The sequence below is a fragment of the Cyanobium sp. LEGE 06113 genome (assembly GCF_015207615.1).
Genome location: NZ_JADEWM010000005.1, coordinates 90,181 through 111,251, shown reverse-complemented (window position 1 = coordinate 111,251; position 21,071 = coordinate 90,181). Strand labels below are relative to the sequence as shown.

The window sequence follows — 21,071 nt, the reverse complement described above, 5'->3', positions numbered from 1 at the left end:
GCCGCGATCGCCATGGCACCCCGGCTGACGGTGGCCGCTTTCCTCGCCCAAGCCGGGCCGCTGCTGGACGTGCGCAGTCCAGCGGAGTTCAGCCAGGGCCATCGGCCCGGGGCGATCAACCTGCCCCTGTTCAGCGATGAGGAGCGGGCCGAGATCGGCACCCTCTACAAGCAGGCCGGTCGCGAGGCGGCCGTGCTGCGCGGCCTGGGCCTGGTGGGCCCGCGGCTGCAGGCGATGGCGGCGGAGCTGGCGGCCCTGCCGCCGGGGCCCCTGCGGCTGATGTGCTGGCGGGGCGGCATGCGCAGCGCCAGCGTGGCCTGGCTGGCGGAGCAACTGGATCGGCCGGCCCTGCTGCTCGATGGCGGCTACAAGGCCTACCGCCGCTGGGTGCTGGAGCTGTTCGAGCGGCCCTGGCCCCTGCGCCTGCTGGGCGGACGCACGGGCACGGGTAAGACCGACCTGCTGCTGGGCCTGGCCCAGCGCGGCGTGGCGGTGGTGGATCTGGAAGGACTGGCCCACCATCGCGGCAGCAGCTTCGGTGGTCTGGGCCTGCCACCCCAGCCCAGCAGCGAGCACTACGAAAACCGGCTGGCCACGGCCCTGACCGCCCTCGACGGGGCCGCTGAGATCTGGCTGGAGGCCGAGAGTGCCCAGGTGGGTCGCTGCCGCATCCCGATCGGTCTCTGGCGCCAGATGGAGCAGGCGCCGGTGCTGGAGGTGCTGCGGCCCCTGGAGGAGCGGGTGGAACAGCTGGTGCGGATCTACGGCGGCCAGGATCCTGAGGCGCTGGCGGAGGCCACCCGCCGCATCAGCCGCCGGCTGGGGCCCCAGCGCACGGCCGTGGCCCTGGCGGCGATCGCTGCCGGCGACTGGCCCCTGGCCTGCCGCCAGATGCTCGACTACTACGACCGCTGCTACGACCACGACCTGGGCCGCCATGGAGGGCGCCAGTCCGTGGCCCTGGAGGGGCTGGATGAGGCCCAGGCGGCAGACCAGCTGCTGGAGCAGGGACTGGTGCGGCTCAGCCGGTTGCCGGCCGGGGCGCCAGCAGGCGCTGCCGGGCCCGATCGCTGCCCTCCTCCCCCAGCAGGGTGAGCAGGGCGTAGACCAGCACCAGGGCCAGCAGCTGGTCGTAGGCGAAGGAACTGAGGGCCTCCATCAGCTGGCTGCCCAGGCCCGTGGCGCCCACCAGCCCCACCACCACCGATTCCCGCAGGATCACATCGGCGCGGTAGGCGCCGTAGGCGAGGTAGGGACGGGCCAGGCCACTGAAGCGGCCGTAGAGCAGGGCCTGGCGGGGGCCCGCCCCGGCACAGCTCAGGGCCTGCTGGGCTGCGGCGGGGCTGGATTCAGCGCTCTCCAGCAACAGGCGGCCGAGCACGCCCAGGTTGTGAAAGCCCAGGGCCAGCGCTCCGGTGATCACGCCCGGCTCCAGCACGAACAGCAGCAGCAGGGCCGTGAGCGGCGGCGGCCAGAGTCGCCCCATGGCCCAGAGCCCCCGCAGCGCGGTCTGGGCCATGGGCCAGGGCTCCACCAGCAGCAGCAGCAGGGGCGCCACGCCCACCGCCAGGGCAGCGGCCAGCAGCGTGAGGCTGAGGGTATTGGCCACCAGCCTGGGCCAGGGCAGGGCTGCCACGGCAGGCCAGTCGGCGGGTCCCATGGGGGGCCAGCTCTGCCACTGCAGCAGGCTGGCCGGATTCACCTGCAGGGCCCAGGCCAGCGCCAGCAGCAGCGGCAGCAGCAGCCCGCCGGCCAGCAGCAGCTCTCGCCCCCGCCAGCCCACGCCGCCACGGCCGAGGCTGAGGCGCTCCGGCATCGCCCAGCGACAGCGCAGCCAGCCCAGCAGCGCCTCCAGCGCCAGCATGGCGGCCAGCAGCAGCCACAGCCCACTCCAGAGCTCGTGGAAGGCGAGCGACTGCAGGGTGAGCCGCAGCTCCGTGCCGAGCCCGCCAAGCCCGAACACCCCCAGCAGGGTGGCGCTGCGCAGGGCGCATTCCAGCCGGTAGCCGCCGTAGCTGATCAGCTGGGGCAGCAGCGGTGGCCCCAGGGCGGTGAGCAGGGCCGCCGGTGCCGCCGCCCCGCTGGAGCGCAGGGCCTCGAGGCCCGTGGTGGGCAGGTTGTCGATCTGATCGCTCACCACCCGGGCCACCAGGGCGCCGAAGGGCAGGGCGATCGCCGCGATCGCCACCACCGGCTGCAGCCCCAGCAGCTGCAGCAGGGCCAGGCCCCAGAGCAGCTCGTGGATCGAGCGGGGCAGAGCCAGCAGCCGCCGGATCAGCCCGGCCGGCCGGGCCGTTCCCAGGCAGGTGAGCCACACGCGCCGCGAGCTGGCGACGCCCAGGCTCAGGCCAAGCACGATGCTGAGGGCCCAGCCCAGCAGGGCGATGGCGAGGGTCACCCCGAGCCCCTCCAGCACCGAGCGCAGCACCACCGGGTCCAGGGAGGGCTGGAGAGCGCCCAGCAGGAACCGCCCGATCAGGCTCCAGCCCCCGCCATGGCTGATGCCCGGCAGCGCGATCAGCAGCGGCACCGCCGCGAGGGCGGGCAGCAGCAACCACAGCGGCGCCGCCGGCCGCAGGGCCCCACTCCTCATCGCCCCACTGCTCATCGCTGCACTGCTCATCGCCCCACGGGCGCTTCGGCGTAGAGCGCCTCCAGCCTTGCGCTGGTGAGGCCCCTCACCGGCAGGTCGAACACGAGTCGGCCCTGGCGCAGCCCCAGCACGCGATCGAAGCCAGCCACCAGGTCCGGGCGGTGCAGGCTCAGCAACAGGGCGCGGGGTTGGCGGCCCTGCTCCAGCAGCAGGCGCAGCAGGTCTTCGGCCAGCCGGGGGTCCAGGCTGGCCAGGGGCTCATCGGCCAGCAGCAGCACCGGCTCCTGGCGCAGCAACCGGGCCAGGGCCACCCGCTGCCGCTGACCGCCCGAGAGGCGGGCCACAGGCTGATCCAGCAGGGCCGGATCGAGATCCAGGCGGGCCAGCACGGCGCTGCAGGCGGCGCTCTCCAGCGGCAGCAGCAGGTTGAGCAACGCCCGCGGCCAGCCCCAGACGGCCAGGCGGCCGGCATTGAGGTTCTGCTGCACGCTGAGCTCCTCGATCAGGCGCAGGTCCTGCCAGAGGGTGCCGATGCGGGCCTGCTGCAGGCGGCGGGCGCGTCTGGAGCGGGCCAGGGGCCGGCCCTGCCAGCGCACCTCACCGGCCTCGGGCTGAAGCAGGCCATTGGCCACGCTGAGCAGGGTGCTCTTGCCGGCACCGCTCGGGCCCAGCAGGGCCACGCGCTCGCCCGGCCGCAGCCGCAGCGTCACCGCCTCCAGGCGGGGGCGGCCACGGCCAGGCACGCTCACGTCCTGCAGCTCCAGCACCCAGCAGGGATCCATCAGCGGACCTTGCCCACCTGGCGCCCCACCGCCTCGATCGCCTCGTATTGATTGTTGCTGGCAGGGACGAAGGTCTCGGCGCCGAACAGCTCCAGGATCTGAGCCTGGCGGGGATCCTTGGGGTCGAGGCCGGTGAAGGCCTGCTCCAGCCGTTCGGTGAAGCCCTCGCCGTAGTCCTTGTCGAGGCCGGGCTGCACCACCCAGGTGTAGTTGGCGTAGCCGGGGGTGCGCCACAGCTCCACCACCTTTGTGGTGTCCACCTTGCCCTCCTCGATCCGGCTGCGCCACACCTGCTCGTTCACCACGCCGGCGTCGTAGGTGCCGCTCTGAACCAGGGCGATCAGGCGTCGTGGCTGCCGCTGAAGCCCGGGTTGCCACCGGCGAAGTCGCTCAGCTGCACGCCCGCCTGGCCGAGGAAGTACTGGGGCATCAGCCGGCCGGAGGTGGAACTCTCGGAGCCGAAGGTGAAGCGCTTGCCCTTGAGTTGGGTCAGGTCGCTCTGGACGCTGAAGGCTTGAGGCCACTGCTGGGGTTGGCGATGAACACGCTGTGGAAGGAGCGGTCGATGTTGCGCTGGGCCAGGGCCCGGGCACCGGGTTTCTGAAGCCGGGCCTGGACGCCGGTGAGGCCGCCGAACCACACCAGGTCCAGGTCGCCGGTGCGGAAGGCGCTCACGGCGGCGGTGTAGTCGGTGACGGGCACGAACTGCACGGGCACCTTGAGCTGCTCGCTGAGTTCTTCGGCCACGAGGCCGTAGAGGCGGTTCAGTTTCTCGGGGTTCTGATCGGGGATGGCGCCGATGCGCAGCACCCGTTTCTGGTTGGGCCTGGCAGCCTCGCTGCTGCTGCCGTTCGGTGCTGTGGCGCCGTCGGGGCGGGGGGTGCAGGCCGTTGGCAGCAGGCCGATCAGGAGGAGGCCGGCAAGCGCAACGGCCCAGCGTTCTCGACTGGTCACGGATCCGGGAGAGGCAACGACCCGATGATCCTGCCCTCCCGAGCTCAGGCCCGTCGTCAGAGCCCCGCGAAGAAGCGCTCCAGGCGCTGCAGGCCGTCCTCGATCGCGGCTGGGGAGGCGGCGCAGGAGAGGCGGATGCAGCGATCGTCGCCGAAGGCCACACCGGGCACCACGGCCAGCCCCACTCTGTCGAGCAGGCGATCGCAGAGGGTCATGGAGTCGAGCCCGCAGGCGCTCACATCCGGGAAGGCGTAGAAGGCGCCCTGGGGCTGGGGCAGGGTGACCCCGGGCAGGCGGCGCAGGCCCTCGCTGAGCAGCCTGCGCCTGCGGTTGAACTCGGCGGCCATGGTCTGCACACAGTCGCGCGGGCCCTCCAGGGCGGCCAGGGCGCCGAACTGGGCAAAGCTGCAGACGTTGCTGGTGGACTGGCTCTGCAGGGCCGAAGCGGCCCGGATCACCGGCTCGGCGCCGGCCAGCCAGCCGACCCGCCAGCCGGTCATCGCCCAGCCCTTGGCAAAGCCGTTGACGATGAAGATCCGCTCGGCCAGGTCGGGGGCCACAGCGGCCAGGCTGTGGTGGACCAGGCCTGGAGCGAGCAGGTATTCGTAGATCTCATCGCACACCACGGCCACCCGGGGATGGCGACGCAGCACCGCGGCCAGCTGCTCCAGTTCGCCGCGGCTGATCACGATCCCGGTGGGATTGCCGGGGCTGTTCAGCACCAGCAGCCTGGTGGCTGGGCTGATCGCCTGCTCCAGCTGCTGGGGGTCGAGCCGGAAGCCAGCGGTGGCCTCACAGGGCAGCACGGTGACGCTGGCTCCGGCCAGCCGCGCGATCTCGGGGTAGCTGAGCCAGTAGGGCGCCGGCAGCAACACCTCGTCGCCGGGATCGAGCAGCACCTGGAACAGGTTGAACAGGGCCTGCTTGCCGCCATTGGTGACCAGCACCTGGCCCAGGCTGGTCGGCACTCCGTTCTCGCAGCTCAGTTTGCCGGCAATGGCCTCCCGCAGCGCGCTCTCCCCGGCGGCGGGGCCATAGCGGGTGTGGCCCGCCTCCAGGGCCTGGGCCGCCGCCTGGCGGATGAAGGCGGGGGTATCGAAATCCGGCTCACCGGCACTGAGGCTGCAGATGTCCTGGCCGTCGGCCTTCAACTGCCGCGCCTTGGCGGCGATGGCCAGGGTGAGCGAGGGGTGCAGCCCCCGGGCCCGCTGGGAGAGCTGGACGGCCTCTGCCGGGGGCTGAATCCGGGGCGCCGTGGAATCGAGGGATGGATGAAGCGGAGCGGCCATCTTCAGGGCCGCTGTCGGGGCCACAGCGGCCAACATCCCAGGGTTCGGCATCGGCGTCGGGCCGGCATTTGGTGAGCTCGGCTACATCAAGAGGCCATCCTGCATCACTCCTCACCCGCAGAGAGGTTCGAGGTGGCACGAAAACGCCTGTTTTGTCCAGCTCTGTCACAGGATGGCCATGTCCGTCCCCCGCCTTGCCCCCATGACCGGAGAGGCCCAGCAGTCCGACCTCTTCGGCTTGAGCGCCCCTGCCCCTGGCGCAGAAGGCCAGCTGGGCCTGGAGGAGCTGGCGGCGGCCTGCAGCGCCTGCCGCCGCTGCGGCCTGGCGGCGGGCCGTCAGCAGGTGGTGGTGAGCCGCGGCAATCCAGCCGCTCGCCTGATGGTGGTGGGCGAGGGTCCCGGCGCCCAGGAAGATGCCAGCGGTGAGCCCTTCGTGGGCCGGGCCGGGCAGTTGCTCGATCAGATGCTCAGCAGCGTGGGCATCGATTCCAACCGCGACGCCTACATCGGCAATGTGGTGAAGTGCCGCCCTCCCGAGAACCGCAAGCCGAGCGGCGCCGAGATGGCCGCCTGCCTGCCGTGGCTGGAGCGCCAGATCGCCCTGGTGGATCCTGGCGTGATCGTGCTGGCCGGCGCCACGGCCATGGAGGGGGTGCTGGGGGTGAAGGGAGGCATCACCCGGCTGCGCGGCCAGTGGCGCCAGGGCCGCGATGGGGTGCTGCAGGGCCGTTGGCTGATGCCGATCTTTCACCCCTCCTATCTGCTGCGTAACCCCTCGCGGCAGCAGGGCAGTCCGAAGTGGCTCACCTGGCAGGACCTCCAGGACGTACGCCGACGCCTGGACCAGCTCGCGCCCGAAGCCGCCGGTTGAGCCCTCTCCTGTGACAGGCTTTGGCCACTCTCCGGCCCGCCGCCATGACCGGTACTCTGGCTCGCCCTGACGCCGCTGCCCCGCCAGCCGGTCTCCCCGCCGACTGGGCCAGCAACCCCCGTTACGACACCCTGATCCGGCGCCGCAAGACCCGCAGCGTGCGGGTGGGCGATGTGTGGGTGGGCAGCGAGCACCCGGTGGTGGTGCAGTCGATGATCAACGAGGACACCCTCGACATTGAGGGCGCCACGGCCGGCATCCGCCGCCTGCACGAGGCGGGCTGCGAGATCGTGCGGCTCACGGTGCCGAGCCTGGGCCATGCCCGGGCCGTGGGGGAGATCCGCAAGCGCCTGGAAGACAGCTACCGGCCGGTGCCGCTGGTGGCCGATGTGCACCACAACGGCATGAAGATCGCCCTGGAGGTGGCCCAGCACGTCGACAAGGTGCGCATCAACCCGGGGCTGTATGTGTTCGACAAGCCCGATCCCAACCGCACCGAATTCACTCCCGAGGAGGTGGCGGCGATCGGCCAGCGCATCCAGGCCACGCTCGAGCCGTTGGTGAGCCTGCTCAAGGAGCAGGACAAGGGCCTGCGCATCGGCGTCAATCACGGCTCCCTGGCCGAGCGGATGCTGTTCACCTACGGCGACACGCCTCTCGGCATGGTGGAGAGCGCCATGGAGTTCATCCACATCTGCGACCGCCTCGACTTCCACAACATCGTGGTGTCGATGAAGGCGTCGCGGGCGCCGGTGATGCTGGCCGCTTACCGGATGATGGCCGACCGCATGGACGCCGAAGGCTTCCACTACCCCCTGCACCTGGGCGTCACCGAGGCCGGTGATGGCGACTACGGCCGCATCAAGAGCACCGCCGGCATCGCCACCCTGCTGGCCGAGGGCCTGGGCGACACGATCCGGGTGTCGCTCACCGAGCGCCGGAGAAGGAGATTCCTGTCTGCTATTCGATCCTGCAGGCCCTGGGCCTGAGGAAAACGATGGTGGAGTACGTGGCCTGCCCCAGCTGCGGCCGCACCCTGTTCAACCTGGAGGAGGTGCTGCACGTGGTGCGCAACGCCACCGCCCACCTCACCGGCCTCGATATCGCCGTGATGGGCTGCATCGTCAACGGCCCCGGCGAGATGGCCGACGCCGACTACGGCTACGTGGGCAAGACGCCGGGCACCATCTCCCTCTACCGCGGCCGCGACGAGATCCGCCGGGTGCCGGAGGCCGAGGGGGTGGAGGCCCTGATCGCCCTGATCAAGGAGGACGGCCGCTGGGTGGATCCCTGAAGGCCGTGATCAGGGTTCCCTTTCCAGACCGGTCACCCCTCCATGGGCACCCCGTTCTGCGGCGCTAGCTTGACTGAACGTTTCCCTGGCCTTCCAGGTCTGCTCCGATGGGTCGCAGCCGCACCAGTCTGATTGTGCTGGTGGGTGTCAGTGCTTGCGCTGCCACCGCCGTGATGGCGCGCGAGGCGGTCACCTCCCCCGGCGGTGTCGGCCGTATCTCCGACAGCCCCAAGGAGGTGATCGACCAGACCTGGCAGATCGTCTTCCGCGATTATCTCGACGTCAACGGCAAGTACACGCCGCAGCAGTGGCGCGATCTGCGCCGCGATGTGCTGGCCAAGAGCTACGGCACACCCAAGGATGCCTACGCCGCGATCCGGGGCATGCTCGCCACCCTCGATGACCCCTACACCCGCTTTCTGGATCCGCGGGAGTTCAAGGAGATGCAGATCGACACCTCCGGGGAGCTCTCCGGGGTGGGCATCCAGCTGAGCCTCGACAAGGACACCAAGGAGCTGGTGGTGGTGGCCCCGATCGAGGGATCGCCCGCCTCCCGGGCCGGCGTGATGCCCAAGGACGTGATCACGGCCATCGACGGGGCCAGCACCAAGGGCATGAGCACCGAGGACGCGGTGAAGCTGATCCGTGGCCAGGCCGGCACCACCGTGACCCTCACCCTGCGCCGCAGCAGCCAGACCCTCAGTGTGGCGCTGGAGCGCGACCGGATCGAGCTGCACGCGGTGGACAGCCAGATCAATGTGACGCCCGATGGGGCGAAGGTGGGCTACATCCGCCTGAAGCAGTTCAACGCCAATGCCACCAAGGACATGCGGGCGGCCCTGCGGGAGATGGAGGGCGAGGACGTTCAGGGCTATGTGCTGGACCTGCGCAGCAACCCCGGTGGCCTGCTCGGGGCGAGTGTGGAGATCGCACGTCAGTGGCTGAACGAGGGCACGATCGTGTCCACCAAGACCCGCAACGGCATCACCGACATCCAGCGGGCCACCGGCCGTGCCCTCACCGACAAGCCCCTGGTGGTGCTGGTGAACGAGGGTTCGGCCAGCGCCAGCGAGATTCTCTCGGGTGCCTTGCAGGACAACAACCGGGCCGTGCTGGTGGGTCAGAAGACCTTCGGCAAGGGGCTGGTGCAGTCGGTGCGGGGCCTCTCCGATGGCTCCGGCATGACCGTGACCATCGCCAAGTACCTCACTCCCGAGGGCCGCGACATCCACAAGTACGGCATTGACCCGGATGTCCAGGCGAAGATGAGTGAGCAGGAGGCGCAGCGCCTCAGGCTGGAGGATCTCGGCACCAACAAGGACACCCAGTACCGGGTGGCCGAGACCACCCTGAGCAAGAAGCTGAAGGCCGCCAGCACCGTGGGTCGCTCGTACAGGCCCGGTGAAGCCAACGTTCCGGCTGCCCTGGAAGCCTCCTCAAAACCTTGAGGATCTGGTGTGAGCGACGCTGATCCCAGCAGGGGCTCAGGCGACAGCCTCTGGTCTGTCAAGCCTTGGTGGTGTCAACCCTGGAGCATTGTGCTCAGCGGGGTGGTCGTTGTGGTGTTGAGCTGGCTGTGGCTCGGTCGTTGGTGGCTCACCGCACCGCTGGGGGTGGCTGTGTCCCTGTGGTGGTGGCTGTTTCTGGTGGTGGTTCCCACGGCCTATGCCCGCCAGTCCCAGGAAATCAGCTAGGCGAAGCCGCTGCCCCGGCGGTGCGTTCGGCCCTCAGAACACAAGGGGCGGGATGGGGTCGAGGGGAGGTGTCGGTGGCATCCCCATGGATCAGAAAGCCAGCGCTGCCCGCCGTGATCGAATCCAGCTCAACCTGCGGGTGCAACAGCAGCTGCGGTGCTTTTAGCTCTGGCGATGGAGCCACCCAGGAGCTCAGGCCACCGGCTGCATCAAGCCTCCACCGGGGCTGGAGTCATCATCGTCGTTGTTTTCGTTGGAGTCGCTGAACAGGGCGTACAGACCCAGGGCCAGCAGGCTCACCAGTCCTGAAACGAGGGTCATGCCGCTCTGGACACCCAGCGCACCAGCCGAACCAACGAACTCACCCATGAAACCCTCTCGTTTCCGAGAGTGTAACGAAGTTTTGCGCAGATGAGGGGATGGGGCGGGATTGGGGGGGTCCAGGGGCTCGAGTGCCGGCTCACACCGCCAGCACCGCCTCGTTCCGGGCCTTGGCCTGTTCTGCCCGCTGGGTTTCGTTGAGGCCATCGGCGCCGGGGATCTGGGCTTCCATCTGCTTCAGCCAGCCCATCAGCTCCTCCAGCTGCCGTTCCATCGGCAGCACCCCCAGCCCTCGGGCCAGCACCTTGGCGGTGCTGCCGCTGCCGCCCTGGTACACCAGCCGGCCGTGCAGATGCTGGGGTAGGCCCTGGCGCAGCAGCCGGAAGGCGGGCTCCTCCATCGGGGTTTCCAGGGCGATGTTGGGTTTTTCGGGTTTGATGCGCGAGAAACCGCAGCGCTTGGCCAGCAGCTTCAGCTCCATCAGCTGCAGCAGGGCGTTCACCGGGGCGGGAATGGCGCCGTAGCGGTCCACCCAGCCGGCCGCCAGTTCCACCAGGGCCTGCTTGCTGCCGCAGCCGGCGGCGGCGCGGTAGGCGGCGATCTTCTCGTCGTTTTCGCTGATCCAGTCGCCGGGGATGAAGGCGGTGATCGGCAGGTCGATCTGGGTGTCGTCCACGGCCGGGATGTCCTGGCCCTGGATCTCCGCCAGGCTCTCCTGCAGCATCTCCATGTAGAGGTCGAAGCCGATCAGCTCCATCTGACCGCTCTGCTCCACCCCCAGCAGGTTGCCCACACCGCGGATCTCCATGTCGCGCATGGCCAGCTGGTAGCCGCTGCCCAGCTGGGCGAACTCCTGGATGGCCCGCAGCCGCTTCCGCGCCGCTTCGCTCAGGGAGGCATCGCCGGGATAGAACAGCCAGGCGTGGGCCTGGATGCCGCTGCGGCCCACCCGGCCGCGCAGCTGATAGAGCTGGGCCAGGCCGAACTTGTGGGCGTCCTCGATCAGGATCGTGTTCACCCGGGGAATGTCGAGGCCGCTCTCCACGATCGTGGTGCAGAGCATCAGATCGGCCTCGCCGGCGTTGAAGGCCACCATGGCGCTCTCCAGTTCCCCCTCGGCCATCTGGCCGTGGGCCACCAGCAGCCTCAGGCCCGGGAGCATCTGCCGCAGCCCCTCGGCCACCTCCTCGATGCCCTCCACCCGCGGCACCACATAGAAGATCTGGCCGCCGCGGTCGAGCTCCTGGCGGATGGCACTGCGCACCGCCTCCTCATCGAGCCGGCCAGGTGGGTCTTGATCGGCCGCCGCAGGGGCGGCGGCGTGGTGATCAGGCTCATCTCGCGCACCCCCGACAGGCTCATGTAGAGGGTGCGCGGAATCGGCGTGGCGCTGAGGGTGAGCACGTCCACGTCCTTGCGCAGCGCCTTGATCTTTTCCTTCTGGTTCACCCCGAAACGCTGCTCCTCATCCACCACCAGCAGCCCCAGCTGCTTGAAGCTGGTGCTCTTGCCCAGCAGCTGGTGGGTGCCCACCACCACATCCACCGTGCCGGCGGCCAGACCCTCCTGGATCACCTTGCGCTCGGCGCTGGTGCGAAAGCGATTCAGCAGGCTCACCTTCATCGGGTAAGGCGCGAAGCGCTCGCTCAGGGAGCGCCAGTGCTGCTGGGCCAGCACGGTGGTGGGGGCGAGCATGGCCACCTGGCGGCCGGCGGTGACGGCCTTGAAGATCGCCCGGATCGCCACCTCCGTCTTGCCGAAGCCCACATCGCCGCACACCAGCCGGTCCATCGGCTCGGGCTTCTCCATGTCGCGCTTCACATCGGCGATCGCCTTCACCTGATCGGGGGTGGGGTCGTAGGGGAAGGAGTCCTCCAGTTCGCCCTGCCAGGGGCCGTCCTCGGGGAAGGCGAAACCCTGGGCCTTGAGCCGGGCGGCGTAGAGCTTCACCAGATCGAGCGCCACCTTGCGCACGGCCTTGCGGGCCCGCTCCTTGGCCTTGGTCCAGGCGGTGCCGCCCATGCGGTTGAGCTGGGGCGGGCTCTCGCTGGTGGCGCGGTAGCGGCCCAGGCTGCCCAGCTGGTCGGCGGCCACCCGCAGCAGCCCATCGGCGTACTGCACCACGAGGTAGTCGCGCTCCTCAGCGCCGATCGCCAGCTTCTCCAGCCGCAGAAAGCGGCCGATGCCGTGGTTGCGGTGCACCACGAAGTCGCCGGGTTGCATCTTGCCGGGGTCCACCGTGCGGCTGGCCGCCTTGCGGCGACGGCGCACGTAGCCGCTGGCGGCCAGGGCGTGCTGGCCGAAGAACTCCCGGTCGCTGATCAGCACCAGCTTCCAGGCGGGCAGCTGCAGGCCCTCCAGTTCGGCGGTGCCGCGGAGTTTGAGCGCCACCGGCGTGTTCTGCTCGATCAGGCGTTCGATCGCCGGCTGATCGCCTGGGTTGGGCACGAAGCGGGTGATGCAGTCGTGCTCCTCCAGCAGGGCCACCGCCCGCGAGGGCTGGGCCGAGAGCAGCCACACCCGGGCGCGGTCCTGCTGGAACCCCTTGATCAGCGACGCCAGCTTGCCGAAGGCATTGGGGTGGGCCGGCACCGAGCGGGAGGCCAGATCGAAGCTGTTGGCGTGCCCATCGCTCTCGTGCAGCTCGGCCAGATCAAAGCCGGCGAAGGCCTGGGCCTGCGCCAGGGCCTGCTCAGGCGGGCGGTGCAGCACGGCCGGCAGCGGCCCGCCCAGCTCCAGCTCCAGCTCGGCGTGGTGCTCCTCGGCGTGCTCGAACCACTGCTGGCCATGGGCCAGGCACTGGCGCCGTTCGTCCACGGCGATCAGGGTGCCTTCCGGCAGGTAGTCGAGCAAGGAGGCGGGCTGCTGCCAGGCCAGGCCCAGCAAGCGCCGCAGCCCCGGCGGGGTGCCGCCCTCCAGCAGCTGCTCCAGGGCCTCAGGGGCCAGCAGCTGATCCAGCTCAGCCGGCATCGACTGCCGCAGGGCCTCGGCGATCAGCGGCGTGTAGCCGGTGGGGGTGAGGCGCGCCACCTCGGTGGTGTCGAGCGAGCGCTGGCTGGTGGGATCGAACTCCCTCAGCTTCTCCAGCTCCTCGCCGAAGAACTCCAGCCGCACCGGCAGCTCGGCGCTCACCGGAAACACATCCACGATGTCGCCGCGGCGGCTCCAGGTGCCCTCCTGCTCGATCGTGGGCACCCGCTCGTAGCCGAGCTGGGCCAGGGTGGCGGCGAGCTGCTCCAGGGGGATGGTCTGGCCCTTGCGCAGGCTGATGCAGCGGGCCTCGAGGGCGGCTGGAGGGGGAAGGTGGGGCTGCAGGGCCCGCTCTGTGGCCACGATCGCCAGGCGGCGCCGATCGGCTGCGCTCGATTCCCGATCGAGCAGCTCGCTGAGCACCTGCAGCTGGCCCCAGGTGATCTCGCTGGTGGGGTCGAAGCCCTCGTAGGGGCTGCCCTCGCTGGTGGGGTAGAGCTGGCTGCTGCGCCAGCCCATCAGTTCCAGCAGGGCCGCCCAGCGTCCGGCCTCCTCCAGGGTGGGCACCACCACCAGCAGCGGTGCCTCGGCCACGCCGGCCAGGGCACTGCTGATCAGGGTTCGGGCGGCCCGGCCGGCGCCGCTCAGCCGCAACCTGGTGCTGCGCCGACTGCGCTCCAGCAGCTCAGCGGTGAGCGGCGCCTGCTGCAACTGGCGCACCAGGGCGGAGAGGGGCATGGCGGCGCGCTGGCAGAGGCAGCCACCGATCTTGCCAACCGGCACCCCGCGGCGGAGACGACAGAATGCGCGCGTGGCACCCTTCCTCTGCCCTTCCTGCCATCCCAGACCCCTGACCGCGCGGCGTCAGCCCAATGGCGTCTGGGTCTGCGGCCGCTGCGGCGATCCCCTGCGGCGGCTGCCGGCAAGGCGGGTCATGGCGCTGCCCCGGGTGGCGCCCGTGGCGGTGGTTGCCGGCCTGCTGCTGTCCCTGGGGGTGGGGCTGACGCTGCTGCCGAACCGCTGGCGGCTGCGGGAGTCTGCTGCCGTGCCGACCACCCAGCTGGCCGCAGAGCAGCAGAAACTCAAAGAGGCTTCGGATCTGGCGCCGCCGCTGCAGCCGTTGTGGGACGCCCTGGCCCTGGCGCCCCAGCCCGGTGGCCTGCGGAACATCGACCAGGAGATGTTGCTGCAGCAGCTGAGAGCGGCCGACGCCGCCTGGATTCCCACGGCTGAGCGGTTCCCGGACGGCAGCACCCGCTACCACTACCAGCGCCGGGCCGGCGAGCCCCAGCTCTCCCTGGCTGAGATCCGCCACAAGATGGCCAATCCCCCCAGCTTCGACGCCGAGCAGGCCGCCATCAGGGATCTGATCGAGGTGCTGATCCAGGCGGGCGTGCTGATCGAGCTGGCGCCGCCCCGCAAGTCCGGGGCGGCGGCTGAATGGGACCCCCAGGTCCGCACCCTGCGCATCAAGCCCCGGGTGATCGCCAGCGGCAGCACCGAATTTGCCGAGGTGCTCAACCACGAAGCCATCCACGTGGCCCAGAGCTGCAGCAATGGCGGCGTGCGGGCCATGCCGGGCCTGCTGGGCCTGAGCCGCGATCTCCCGCCCCATCTCGACGCGGTGCTCGGCGATGCGGTGTACCTGAGCGCGTCGCCGCAGATGAAGGAGCTGGAAAAGGAGGCCTATGCCAACCAGAAATGGCTGGATCTGGGCCTGCGGCTGGTGCGGCAGCACTGCAGGCTGGCGGCACCTCCTTCAGGTGGCGGGGGAAGCCTGGCCGGCGCCAGCTGAGGGCTTGGCGGCCAGCAGCTTCTCCTCCAGCTGCATGTTGAACTCCAGCAGCTGGGTGTCGTTGAGGTGCTGGCGGCTGCTCAGGCCGAAGAGCTGATCGAGGCAGTGGCGACCCTGCTGGGCGTCCCAGCCCAGCTGACCCAGCAGCAGATCGCACTGGGCCAGCAGGTCGCGGCGTCGCAGAGGAACTGCTGCGCTGGTGGGATCACTGCCGGCGGGCAGGGCAGTGAGGGCCTGCAGGTAGCTCTGCAGGTCGGCGTAGGCGGTGAGCCTGCTGCGGCTGGGATGGCCGAAGGCCCGCTCCAGATAGACGCCCTCCTGCGCGCGCTGCCAGCTCAGCCGGCCCAGCTGGAGGTCGATCTGGGCCAGCTCGCTGCTCCAGTCCTCGGGGTCAGGCTCCGGTTCCTGGGGGCGCTCGGCCGCTGCAGCGGCCACTGCAGGTGGATTGGCTGGAGAGGCCGTTGCTGCAGCCTGCGCAGCGGCGGGAGCTGCTGGTGGCATCGGGGCAGGGGCAGAACCTGGTCCAGCCTTGGCGATGGGCACCGCCACAGCCACGGGGATGGCGGGAGCAACTGCTTCGCCAGGCGGGCGCGGGCCCTGTCCTCAGCCTCCTCGGCCGTCTGGGCTTCCCCCAGGGCACTGCCCAGGGTTTCCCCCTGCCGATAGGCGTGACCTCCACCACCCGCTGCCCGGGCTCGGCGTGGACCAGGCGGACCTGCAGTTGCATCGGGAGTTCGGCTCGGGGACTGGTCTTCCTAGAGTGATCCCCTTGCAGGGTCTGATGGAAGCCGAGTCGATTCAATCCCTGACCCCGCTGCTGCAGGAGGTCGACCGCTGGCATGAAATCCTGCTCGTGCTGCCCCTGCTGGTGGCGCTGGAGGCGGTGCTGTCCGCCGACAATGCCGTTGCTCTGGCGGCCATCTCCCGCCGTCTCCACGACCGTTCCCGCCAGGAGACGGCCCTCAACCTGGGCCTTTTGCTGGCCCTGGTGTTCCGGGTGGGTCTGATCCTGGCGCCCGCTGGGTGCTGGACTTCTGGCCCCTGCAACTGGCCGCTTCGAGCTATCTGCTCTGGCTGTGTGGCCGCCATCTGGTCCAGCTGACCGCCGGCGCCCCGCAGGTCCAGGAGCTGGCGGAAGCCGAGGCCCCTGGGGCCGTCAGCGCCAGCATGGCCAGCGTCGTGGCCACCCTGGCGGTGACGGACCTGGCCTTCTCGGTCGACAGCGTGGCCGCCGCCGTGGCGGTGACCGATCGTCTCCCCCTGGTGATCGCCGGTGGCGTGATCGGCGTGATTGCCCTGCGGCTCACGGCTGAGCTGTTCATCCGCTGGATCGAGCTGTTCCGTCACCTGGAAACCGCCGGCTATCTGGCCGTGGGTCTGGTGGGTCTGCGGCTGCTGCTGCGCCTCGCCAGCCCTCAGCTGGAGCTGCCGGAGTGGGCCTTGCTGTCTCTCGTGGCCGCCCTGTTCGTCTGGGGCTTCTCCGTGCGCCGTAGCCCTGCGCCGCAGTGCGCTGAAGAGCTGCCGGTGGTGGAACAACCGGTGGAACAAGCGGTGGAGCCAGCGGCTCCCCTGAGCTGAGCCATGCAGGTGGAGGTGCGACTGATCGGCAGCGACCGGCTGCTCGACACCTACGAGGTGGAGCATCAGGGACAGATTCCGCAACCGGGCCGCTGGCTGAACCTGGGTGATCAGAGCGTTCTGGTGCTGCAGCGCCGCCATCGCTACCGCCTCAGTAATGGCCGCTACGCGCTGGGCAGCGTGGCTCTGCAGGTGAAGCTGGAAGCCCAGCCCGCCGATGCCAGGCCCTGGGGCCACGGCTGGGTGATCGGCGACCCCGACTGCCGCTACAACGCCCGCAGCCCCCTGCTGCGCTGCGCGGTGCTGCCGGAGGGGCCCTGTGAGCGCTGCAGCCACTTCGAGCCGCTGCGCTGACGAATCCGCACCGCCCGTAGGGTGAAGGTCTGCAAGCTCTCCACCTGCCCCCCATCACCCGCTCATCCCGCCCCGCCGCCCCCATCCCCCGCAGGGGCAGGCTTCCGCTGCAACCACCGCGGCCCCTCTCTCCAGCGAGGGCAGCCCGGCTCCAGGCTTCGGGGATCTGGGGCTCGGCCTGCCGATCCTCAAGGCGGTGGCCGAGAAGGGCTACACCACCCCCTCGCCGATCCAGCTGCAGTGCATCCCCGCCGTGCTGGCCGGCCACGACGTGATGGCGGCCGCCCAGACGGGCACCGGCAAGACGGCGGGCTTCACCCTGCCGATGCTGGAGCGCCTGCGCCATGGCCCCCATGCCCGCGGCAGCGTGGTGAGGGCCCTGGTGCTCACCCCCACCCGGGAGCTGGCCGCCCAGGTGGCCGAGAACGTGGCGGCCTATGGCCGCTACCTCGACCTGCGCAGTGACGTGGTGTTCGGTGGCGTCAAGGCCAACCCCCAGATCAACCGCCTGCGGGCCGGTGCCGACATCCTCGTGGCCACGCCGGGCCGGCTGCTCGATCTGCAGCAGCAGCGTGCGCTTCGCCTCGATCGGGTCGAGGTGCTGGTGCTGGATGAGGCCGACCGCATGCTCGACATGGGCTTCATCCGCGACATCCAGAAGCTGATCGCCCTGATGCCCCCGAAGCGGCAGAACCTGCTGTTCTCCGCCACCTTCAGCCCCTCGATCCGCAAGCTGGCCCAGGGTCTGCTGCACCAGCCGGTGCAACTCCAGGCCACTCCTGAAAACCAGGCGGCTCCCACCGTGGAGCACCTGCTCCACCCCTGCGACATGGCCCGCAAGCCGGAGCTGCTCACCCATCTGATCGCCAGCAACGGCTGGCAGCAGGTGCTCGTGTTCTCCCGCACCAAGCACGGCGCCAACCGCATGGCCGACCGCCTCAGCCAGGCCGGCATGGCGGCCGCCGCGATCCATGGCAACAAGAGTCAGGGGGCGCGCACCCGTGCCCTGGCGGGATTCAAGAGCGGCTCAGTGCGGGTGCTGGTGGCCACCGATCTGGCCGCCCGGGGCATCGACATCCACCAGCTGCCCCACGTGGTGAATCTGGATCTGCCCAACCAGGCCGAGGACTACGTGCACCGGATCGGGCGCACGGGCCGGGCGGGTCACCCCGGCCAGGCGATTTCGCTGGTGGCCGCGGAGGAAAGGGAACTGCTCGCGGCGATCGAGGGCCTGCTCGGCTCCAGGCTGCCCAGGCAGCCCGTGGCCGGATTCGAGCCCACCGTGCTGAACGCGCCACCCCTGGACCTCAGTGGTGGCCGGGGAGGACGCCGTGGTGCTGGTGGCGGCGGTTCCCGTGGCCGGGGCGGCGGACGCGGCGGGGCTGGGGGGCGTTCCAGCCGCTGACTGGCGGCTGCCCAGGCCGGCTGCGGGTCTGAAAACGGCAACAATGGACACAACCGCCCTGGCCGCTCTCGGCTCGGATGGCACCGCACCGAACGACCCCATGCCTTACGAGCCCGGTTCCACCGAATGTCGCGTGCTGATCGACTGCAAGAGTCAGATCGAGTCGATGCTGCTGGCCCTTGGGCGCATCGAGAACAGCGCCCACATCCGTGACCAGCTGCGGTCGGTGCACAATCAGCTGGAGGGGCTGCACGGCCTCTATCGGCGCAGCAACAGCTAGCTGGCCGTTAGCCGAAAGCGCTATTCAGGTCAGACGGGTGCTCGATGTCATGGCAGAGGCTGTAGGCACAGGCCAGGGTGGCCACACGCTTCAGGCCGCCTGGCAGGTCCGGGTGGCACACCAGGTAGCCCCTGGCCAGATCGCGAAAGATCTGGCAATCGGGGCTGGCCTCGGCCACATAGGTGAGGGAGCCCTGGGTGATCCCAGCCCCGCCGGCCGCGATCGCCTGCTTCAGGGGTGACAGCACGGTTGCAGCCACATCAGCCTGGCCAGCGGGGCTGCCCTCGGCGTGGGACTTGGAAGGGAAACCGTTGGCCATGGCACCTGCCTCAAGACCAGACCCCTCAGCTCTACGCCCCAGGATGGCCGCCTGCTGTGTGCGAACCCTAACCACACAGAACGTATTGAGAGCGGCCGGCGGCGGCGGCGATGCAGCTGTCAGGCCGGGGTCGCCGTTGCTGCAGGCTCACCCGCAACCGCCCCCAGGGCCTCGCCCGGAAGGGCGCTGAGCTGCTGGATCAGAGCCTGGCCGGAGCAGGCCCGCTTGCCCTCCAGCTGACCCTCGCGCACCAGAACGGGGCAGCCCCCACTGGCCACCACCAGCCCCAGACCGGGCTCGACGGCCAGCACGGTGCCGGGCTGCGGCGATGGCGTGGCTGGTGGGTCAGCAGCGGCGGGCCATCGGCCACAGAGGGCGGCCGCCTCGCCACTCAGCTGTCCCGCCAGGCGCTGCACCAGGGGTTCGGTGGCGAGCAGCTTCAGTCTTTGGCCCCGCCAGCAGGTGTGCGCGCCGGGGTAGAGGCCCATGACACGGCGGTGGATCGCCAGGGCCGAGTCGCTCCAGGCGATGCGGTAGTCGTCCTTGGTCAACAGGCGGGCGTAGGTCATGCCCTCCGGGCTCTGGGGGCGCAAGCCCAGCCGCCGCCAGCGCTCAGCTTCAGGGCCCTCGCCGGCGGCGGCAATGCGGGGCAGCGCCTCCAGCAGCAGCTCGGCGGTGAGCCGGGAGAGCCTCTCGCCCAGCTGCCTGGCATTCTCCAGCAGGCCGATGGGCAGGCGCTGCTCCAGCAGCACCGGGCCCGTGTCGAGGCCGGCCTCCATCGCCATGATGCCCACCCCGGTTTCGGCATCGCCCTCCAGCAGGCTCCACTGAATCGGCCCTGCACCGCGCCAGCGGGGCAGGAGTGAGCCATGGCCGTTCCAGCAGCCCAGGGGAGGCTGGGCGAGCACTTCCGGCGGCAGGATCTGGCCGAAGGCCACCACCACCGAGAGGTCGGCAGCCAGGGCCGCCAGCTGGGCCTGGGTCTCGGGGTCGCGGCGAATCCGCTGCGGCGTGATCACCGGCAGCTCCAGCTCCAGGGCCCGTTGCTTCACGGGTGAGGGCAGCAGCTGCTGGCCGCGACCGCGGCGTCGATCGGGCTGGCTCACCACCCCCACCACGCTGTGGCCGGCCGCCACCAGGGCCTCAAGGCTGGGCACGGCGTAGGCGGGTGTGCCCCAGAACAGCAGTCGCATCGCGATGGGGGCCGGGGGTCAGGCTTCGCCGGTCACCGAGAGGCCGTCCACCCACACAAGGGGACAGAGGCCATCAGGGGTCAGCTTGGCTTCGCCTTCGAATCCCACCACCGCCTGCAGCAGCTCGCGGATGTCTCCCGCCACGGTGGCCGCCTCGATCGAGCGCCGCTCGCCGCCCTGGAGCAGCCAGCCGTCGAAGGGCAGGGAGAAGGAACCCTGGCTGGCCTTGACGCCGGCGTGAAGAGCGGAGAGCGAATCGATCCACACCAACGGCGTGTCGGCCGCCAGGCGATCCAGCCCCTGGGCGCCGCCGCCGCTGCCTGGAGTGGCGCCGATTTCGAACCAGTCGGGCCCCACCGACACCTTGGCGCCCATGCCGGCGTGGCCGGTGGGTTGAGCGCCGAAGGCCCGGGCGGTGGCTTCCGAGTGCAGGAAGTTCTGCAGCACCCCGCCCTCCACCAGGGCCAGGCGCCGGGTCGGGGTGCCCTCGCCATCGAAGGCGGCGGCGCCGATGTTGCCGGGGTGGAGGCCGTTGTCGTGGATCGAGAGGAAGGGCACGGCCAGAGCCTGGCCGAGGGAGTCGCGGTTGCTGAGGCTGACGCCATCCAGCACGGCGCGGGCGTGAACAGGCTGCTGAAGGCGCCGATCAGATCCAGAAAGGCCTCTGGACTGAACACGCAGGTGTAGCGCCCCGTGGCGATCGGCCCGTAGTCCAGGTGGCTGATGGTGCGCTCGGCGGCCTCCTGCACACAGCCGTCGATGTCCAGCGCGCCGGCGCCATAGGCCAGGCGCATGGCGCCGGCACTGCGGGGTTTGCGGCCCGCTTCCTCGGCTCGGGCATAGAGGTAGAGGCTGGCGGTGGTGAGCTGCTGCTGGCGGCAGGCGCCATCGCTGTTGAGGTAGAGGCGCTCACTGCTGCGCTGGGCCAGGCCGTTGTAGGGGACGGTGGCAATGGCGGGATGCCGCTCCAGCAGTTGGTGCTCGGCCTGCTTGAGCGTGCCGAGCAGCTCAAGGATCGGCTTGGGAGCGTGCCTGGGCTGCTCCAGGGTGGCCAGCGGGGCAGTGGCCAGGGGAGAGAAGGCGGGTGTGTCGGCGGCGTTGCCGAAGGCGCTGGCCGCCTGGGCGCCGGCCAGCGCCTTGTCGAGGCCACCATCGGAGAGGTCGGAGGTGCTGGTGACTCCCACCAGGCCATCGCCGTTCCAGACACGGATGGTGATGGCGCTGCGCTGGGCACCCTTCATCTGCTTCGCCTCGCCCCGGTCCACCTGCACCGAGGTGTCGGTGCTGCAGGAGGCCCCCAGATCCCACTGGCTGATGCCGTGGCGCTGGGCCAGTTCGGCGAGACGCTGCTGCAGCGTCGTGGCGTTGAGGGTGGTCAT

General features: G+C 70.3%; 15 protein-coding genes and 5 pseudogenes. 10 read left to right on the top strand and 10 right to left on the bottom strand.

Translation table 11 applies throughout. The features are described from left to right. Nucleotides 1-12: 12 nt before the first annotated feature. Nucleotides 13-1,095, top strand: a complete 1,083-nt coding sequence (mnmH, locus tag IQ220_RS09980) for a tRNA 2-selenouridine(34) synthase MnmH (RefSeq protein ID WP_186699304.1) — start codon at nt 13-15, stop codon at nt 1,093-1,095. Here the strand turns inward: mnmH and IQ220_RS09975 are convergent. From IQ220_RS09975 to IQ220_RS09960, 4 genes and pseudogenes are all read right to left on the bottom strand, one after another. After that, nucleotides 1,022-2,623, bottom strand: coding sequence for an ABC transporter permease (locus tag IQ220_RS09975; protein ID WP_228009101.1), 1,602 nt, complete (start codon nt 2,621-2,623; stop codon nt 1,022-1,024). The genes mnmH and IQ220_RS09975 overlap by 74 nt on opposite strands. Further along, a complete protein-coding gene (locus IQ220_RS09970) occupies nt 2,620-3,375 on the bottom strand; it encodes an ATP-binding cassette domain-containing protein (RefSeq protein ID WP_193914716.1) in 756 nt (251 codons plus the stop codon). Before IQ220_RS09970 ends, IQ220_RS09975 begins: the two co-directional genes overlap by 4 nt. Then, a pseudogene (locus tag IQ220_RS09965) lies at nt 3,375-4,329 on the bottom strand (putative selenate ABC transporter substrate-binding protein). The gene IQ220_RS09970 and the pseudogene IQ220_RS09965 overlap by 1 nt, the downstream one beginning before the upstream one ends. Nucleotides 4,330-4,385: 56 nt before the next feature. Next, nucleotides 4,386-5,618 (bottom strand): pyridoxal phosphate-dependent aminotransferase, encoded by a 1,233-nt coding sequence (locus IQ220_RS09960; protein WP_228009100.1) that lies wholly within the window; start codon nt 5,616-5,618, stop codon nt 4,386-4,388. A gap of 178 nt (nt 5,619-5,796) precedes the next feature. Here IQ220_RS09960 and IQ220_RS09955 point away from each other — a divergent pair, with 178 nt between their 5' ends. From IQ220_RS09955 to IQ220_RS09940, 4 genes and pseudogenes are all read left to right on the top strand, one after another. After that, on the top strand, nt 5,797-6,489 hold the full coding sequence (locus tag IQ220_RS09955; protein WP_228009099.1) for a uracil-DNA glycosylase family protein: 693 nt from the start codon (nt 5,797-5,799) through the stop codon (nt 6,487-6,489). 44 nt (nt 6,490-6,533) lie between these two features. Next, nucleotides 6,534-7,783 (top strand): annotated as a pseudogene (ispG, locus tag IQ220_RS09950) ((E)-4-hydroxy-3-methylbut-2-enyl-diphosphate synthase). Between the two features lie 107 nt (nt 7,784-7,890). Continuing rightward, entirely contained in the window at nt 7,891-9,231 is a 1,341-nt protein-coding gene (locus IQ220_RS09945; RefSeq protein WP_193914710.1) for a S41 family peptidase, read from the top strand. Between the two features lie 9 nt (nt 9,232-9,240). Beyond that, the gene (locus IQ220_RS09940) at nt 9,241-9,477 is read left to right on the top strand and encodes a DUF6737 family protein (RefSeq protein ID WP_193914708.1); all 237 of its coding nucleotides are present in this window, start codon (nt 9,241-9,243) and stop codon (nt 9,475-9,477) included. 192 nt (nt 9,478-9,669) lie between these two features. Here IQ220_RS09940 and IQ220_RS09935 read toward each other — a convergent pair whose 3' ends face one another. Together IQ220_RS09935 and mfd are read right to left on the bottom strand one after the other, a co-directional pair. Continuing rightward, on the bottom strand, nt 9,670-9,846 hold the full coding sequence (locus IQ220_RS09935; RefSeq protein ID WP_193914706.1) for a hypothetical protein: 177 nt from the start codon (nt 9,844-9,846) through the stop codon (nt 9,670-9,672). A gap of 91 nt (nt 9,847-9,937) precedes the next feature. After that, nucleotides 9,938-13,506: pseudogene (mfd, locus tag IQ220_RS09930) on the bottom strand (transcription-repair coupling factor). 73 nt (nt 13,507-13,579) lie between these two features. On the opposite strand from mfd, the gene IQ220_RS09925 reads away from it, so the two are divergent. Next, a complete protein-coding gene (locus tag IQ220_RS09925) occupies nt 13,580-14,563 on the top strand; it encodes a hypothetical protein (RefSeq protein ID WP_193914704.1) in 984 nt (327 codons plus the stop codon). Here IQ220_RS09925 and IQ220_RS09920 read toward each other — a convergent pair. Further along, nucleotides 14,528-14,998, bottom strand: coding sequence for a hypothetical protein (locus tag IQ220_RS09920; RefSeq protein WP_193914702.1), 471 nt, complete (start codon nt 14,996-14,998; stop codon nt 14,528-14,530). The two genes, IQ220_RS09925 and IQ220_RS09920, sit on opposite strands and share 36 nt — an antisense overlap. A gap of 346 nt (nt 14,999-15,344) precedes the next feature. On the opposite strand from IQ220_RS09920, the pseudogene IQ220_RS09915 reads away from it, so the two are divergent. The 4 genes and pseudogenes from IQ220_RS09915 (at nt 15,345) to IQ220_RS09900 (ending at nt 18,180) form a co-directional block, all read left to right on the top strand. Next, a pseudogene (locus tag IQ220_RS09915) lies at nt 15,345-16,141 on the top strand (hypothetical protein). 3 nt (nt 16,142-16,144) lie between these two features. Beyond that, a complete protein-coding gene (locus tag IQ220_RS09910) occupies nt 16,145-16,495 on the top strand; it encodes a DUF6464 family protein (protein WP_186699326.1) in 351 nt (116 codons plus the stop codon). Nucleotides 16,496-16,691: 196 nt separating this feature from the next. After that, nucleotides 16,692-17,900 carry a DEAD/DEAH box helicase gene (locus IQ220_RS09905; RefSeq protein WP_225875814.1) on the top strand — a complete coding sequence of 403 codons (1,209 nt, stop codon included), beginning with the start codon at nt 16,692-16,694 and terminating at the stop codon, nt 17,898-17,900. Between the two features lie 100 nt (nt 17,901-18,000). Continuing rightward, complete coding sequence (locus IQ220_RS09900; protein WP_186699328.1) at nt 18,001-18,180, top strand: hypothetical protein; 180 nt, start codon at nt 18,001-18,003, stop codon at nt 18,178-18,180. Between the two features lie 7 nt (nt 18,181-18,187). Here IQ220_RS09900 and IQ220_RS09895 read toward each other — a convergent pair whose 3' ends face one another. The 3 genes and pseudogenes from IQ220_RS09895 to IQ220_RS09885 all read right to left on the bottom strand — a co-directional run bounded on the left by IQ220_RS09895 (nt 18,188) and on the right by IQ220_RS09885 (nt 21,071). Next, entirely contained in the window at nt 18,188-18,499 is a 312-nt protein-coding gene (locus IQ220_RS09895; protein ID WP_193914701.1) for a hypothetical protein, read from the bottom strand. Nucleotides 18,500-18,618: 119 nt separating this feature from the next. Then, nucleotides 18,619-19,692, bottom strand: coding sequence for a methionyl-tRNA formyltransferase (fmt, locus tag IQ220_RS09890; protein WP_193914699.1), 1,074 nt, complete (start codon nt 19,690-19,692; stop codon nt 18,619-18,621). Nucleotides 19,693-19,710: 18 nt separating this feature from the next. After that, nucleotides 19,711-21,071: pseudogene (locus IQ220_RS09885) on the bottom strand (TldD/PmbA family protein).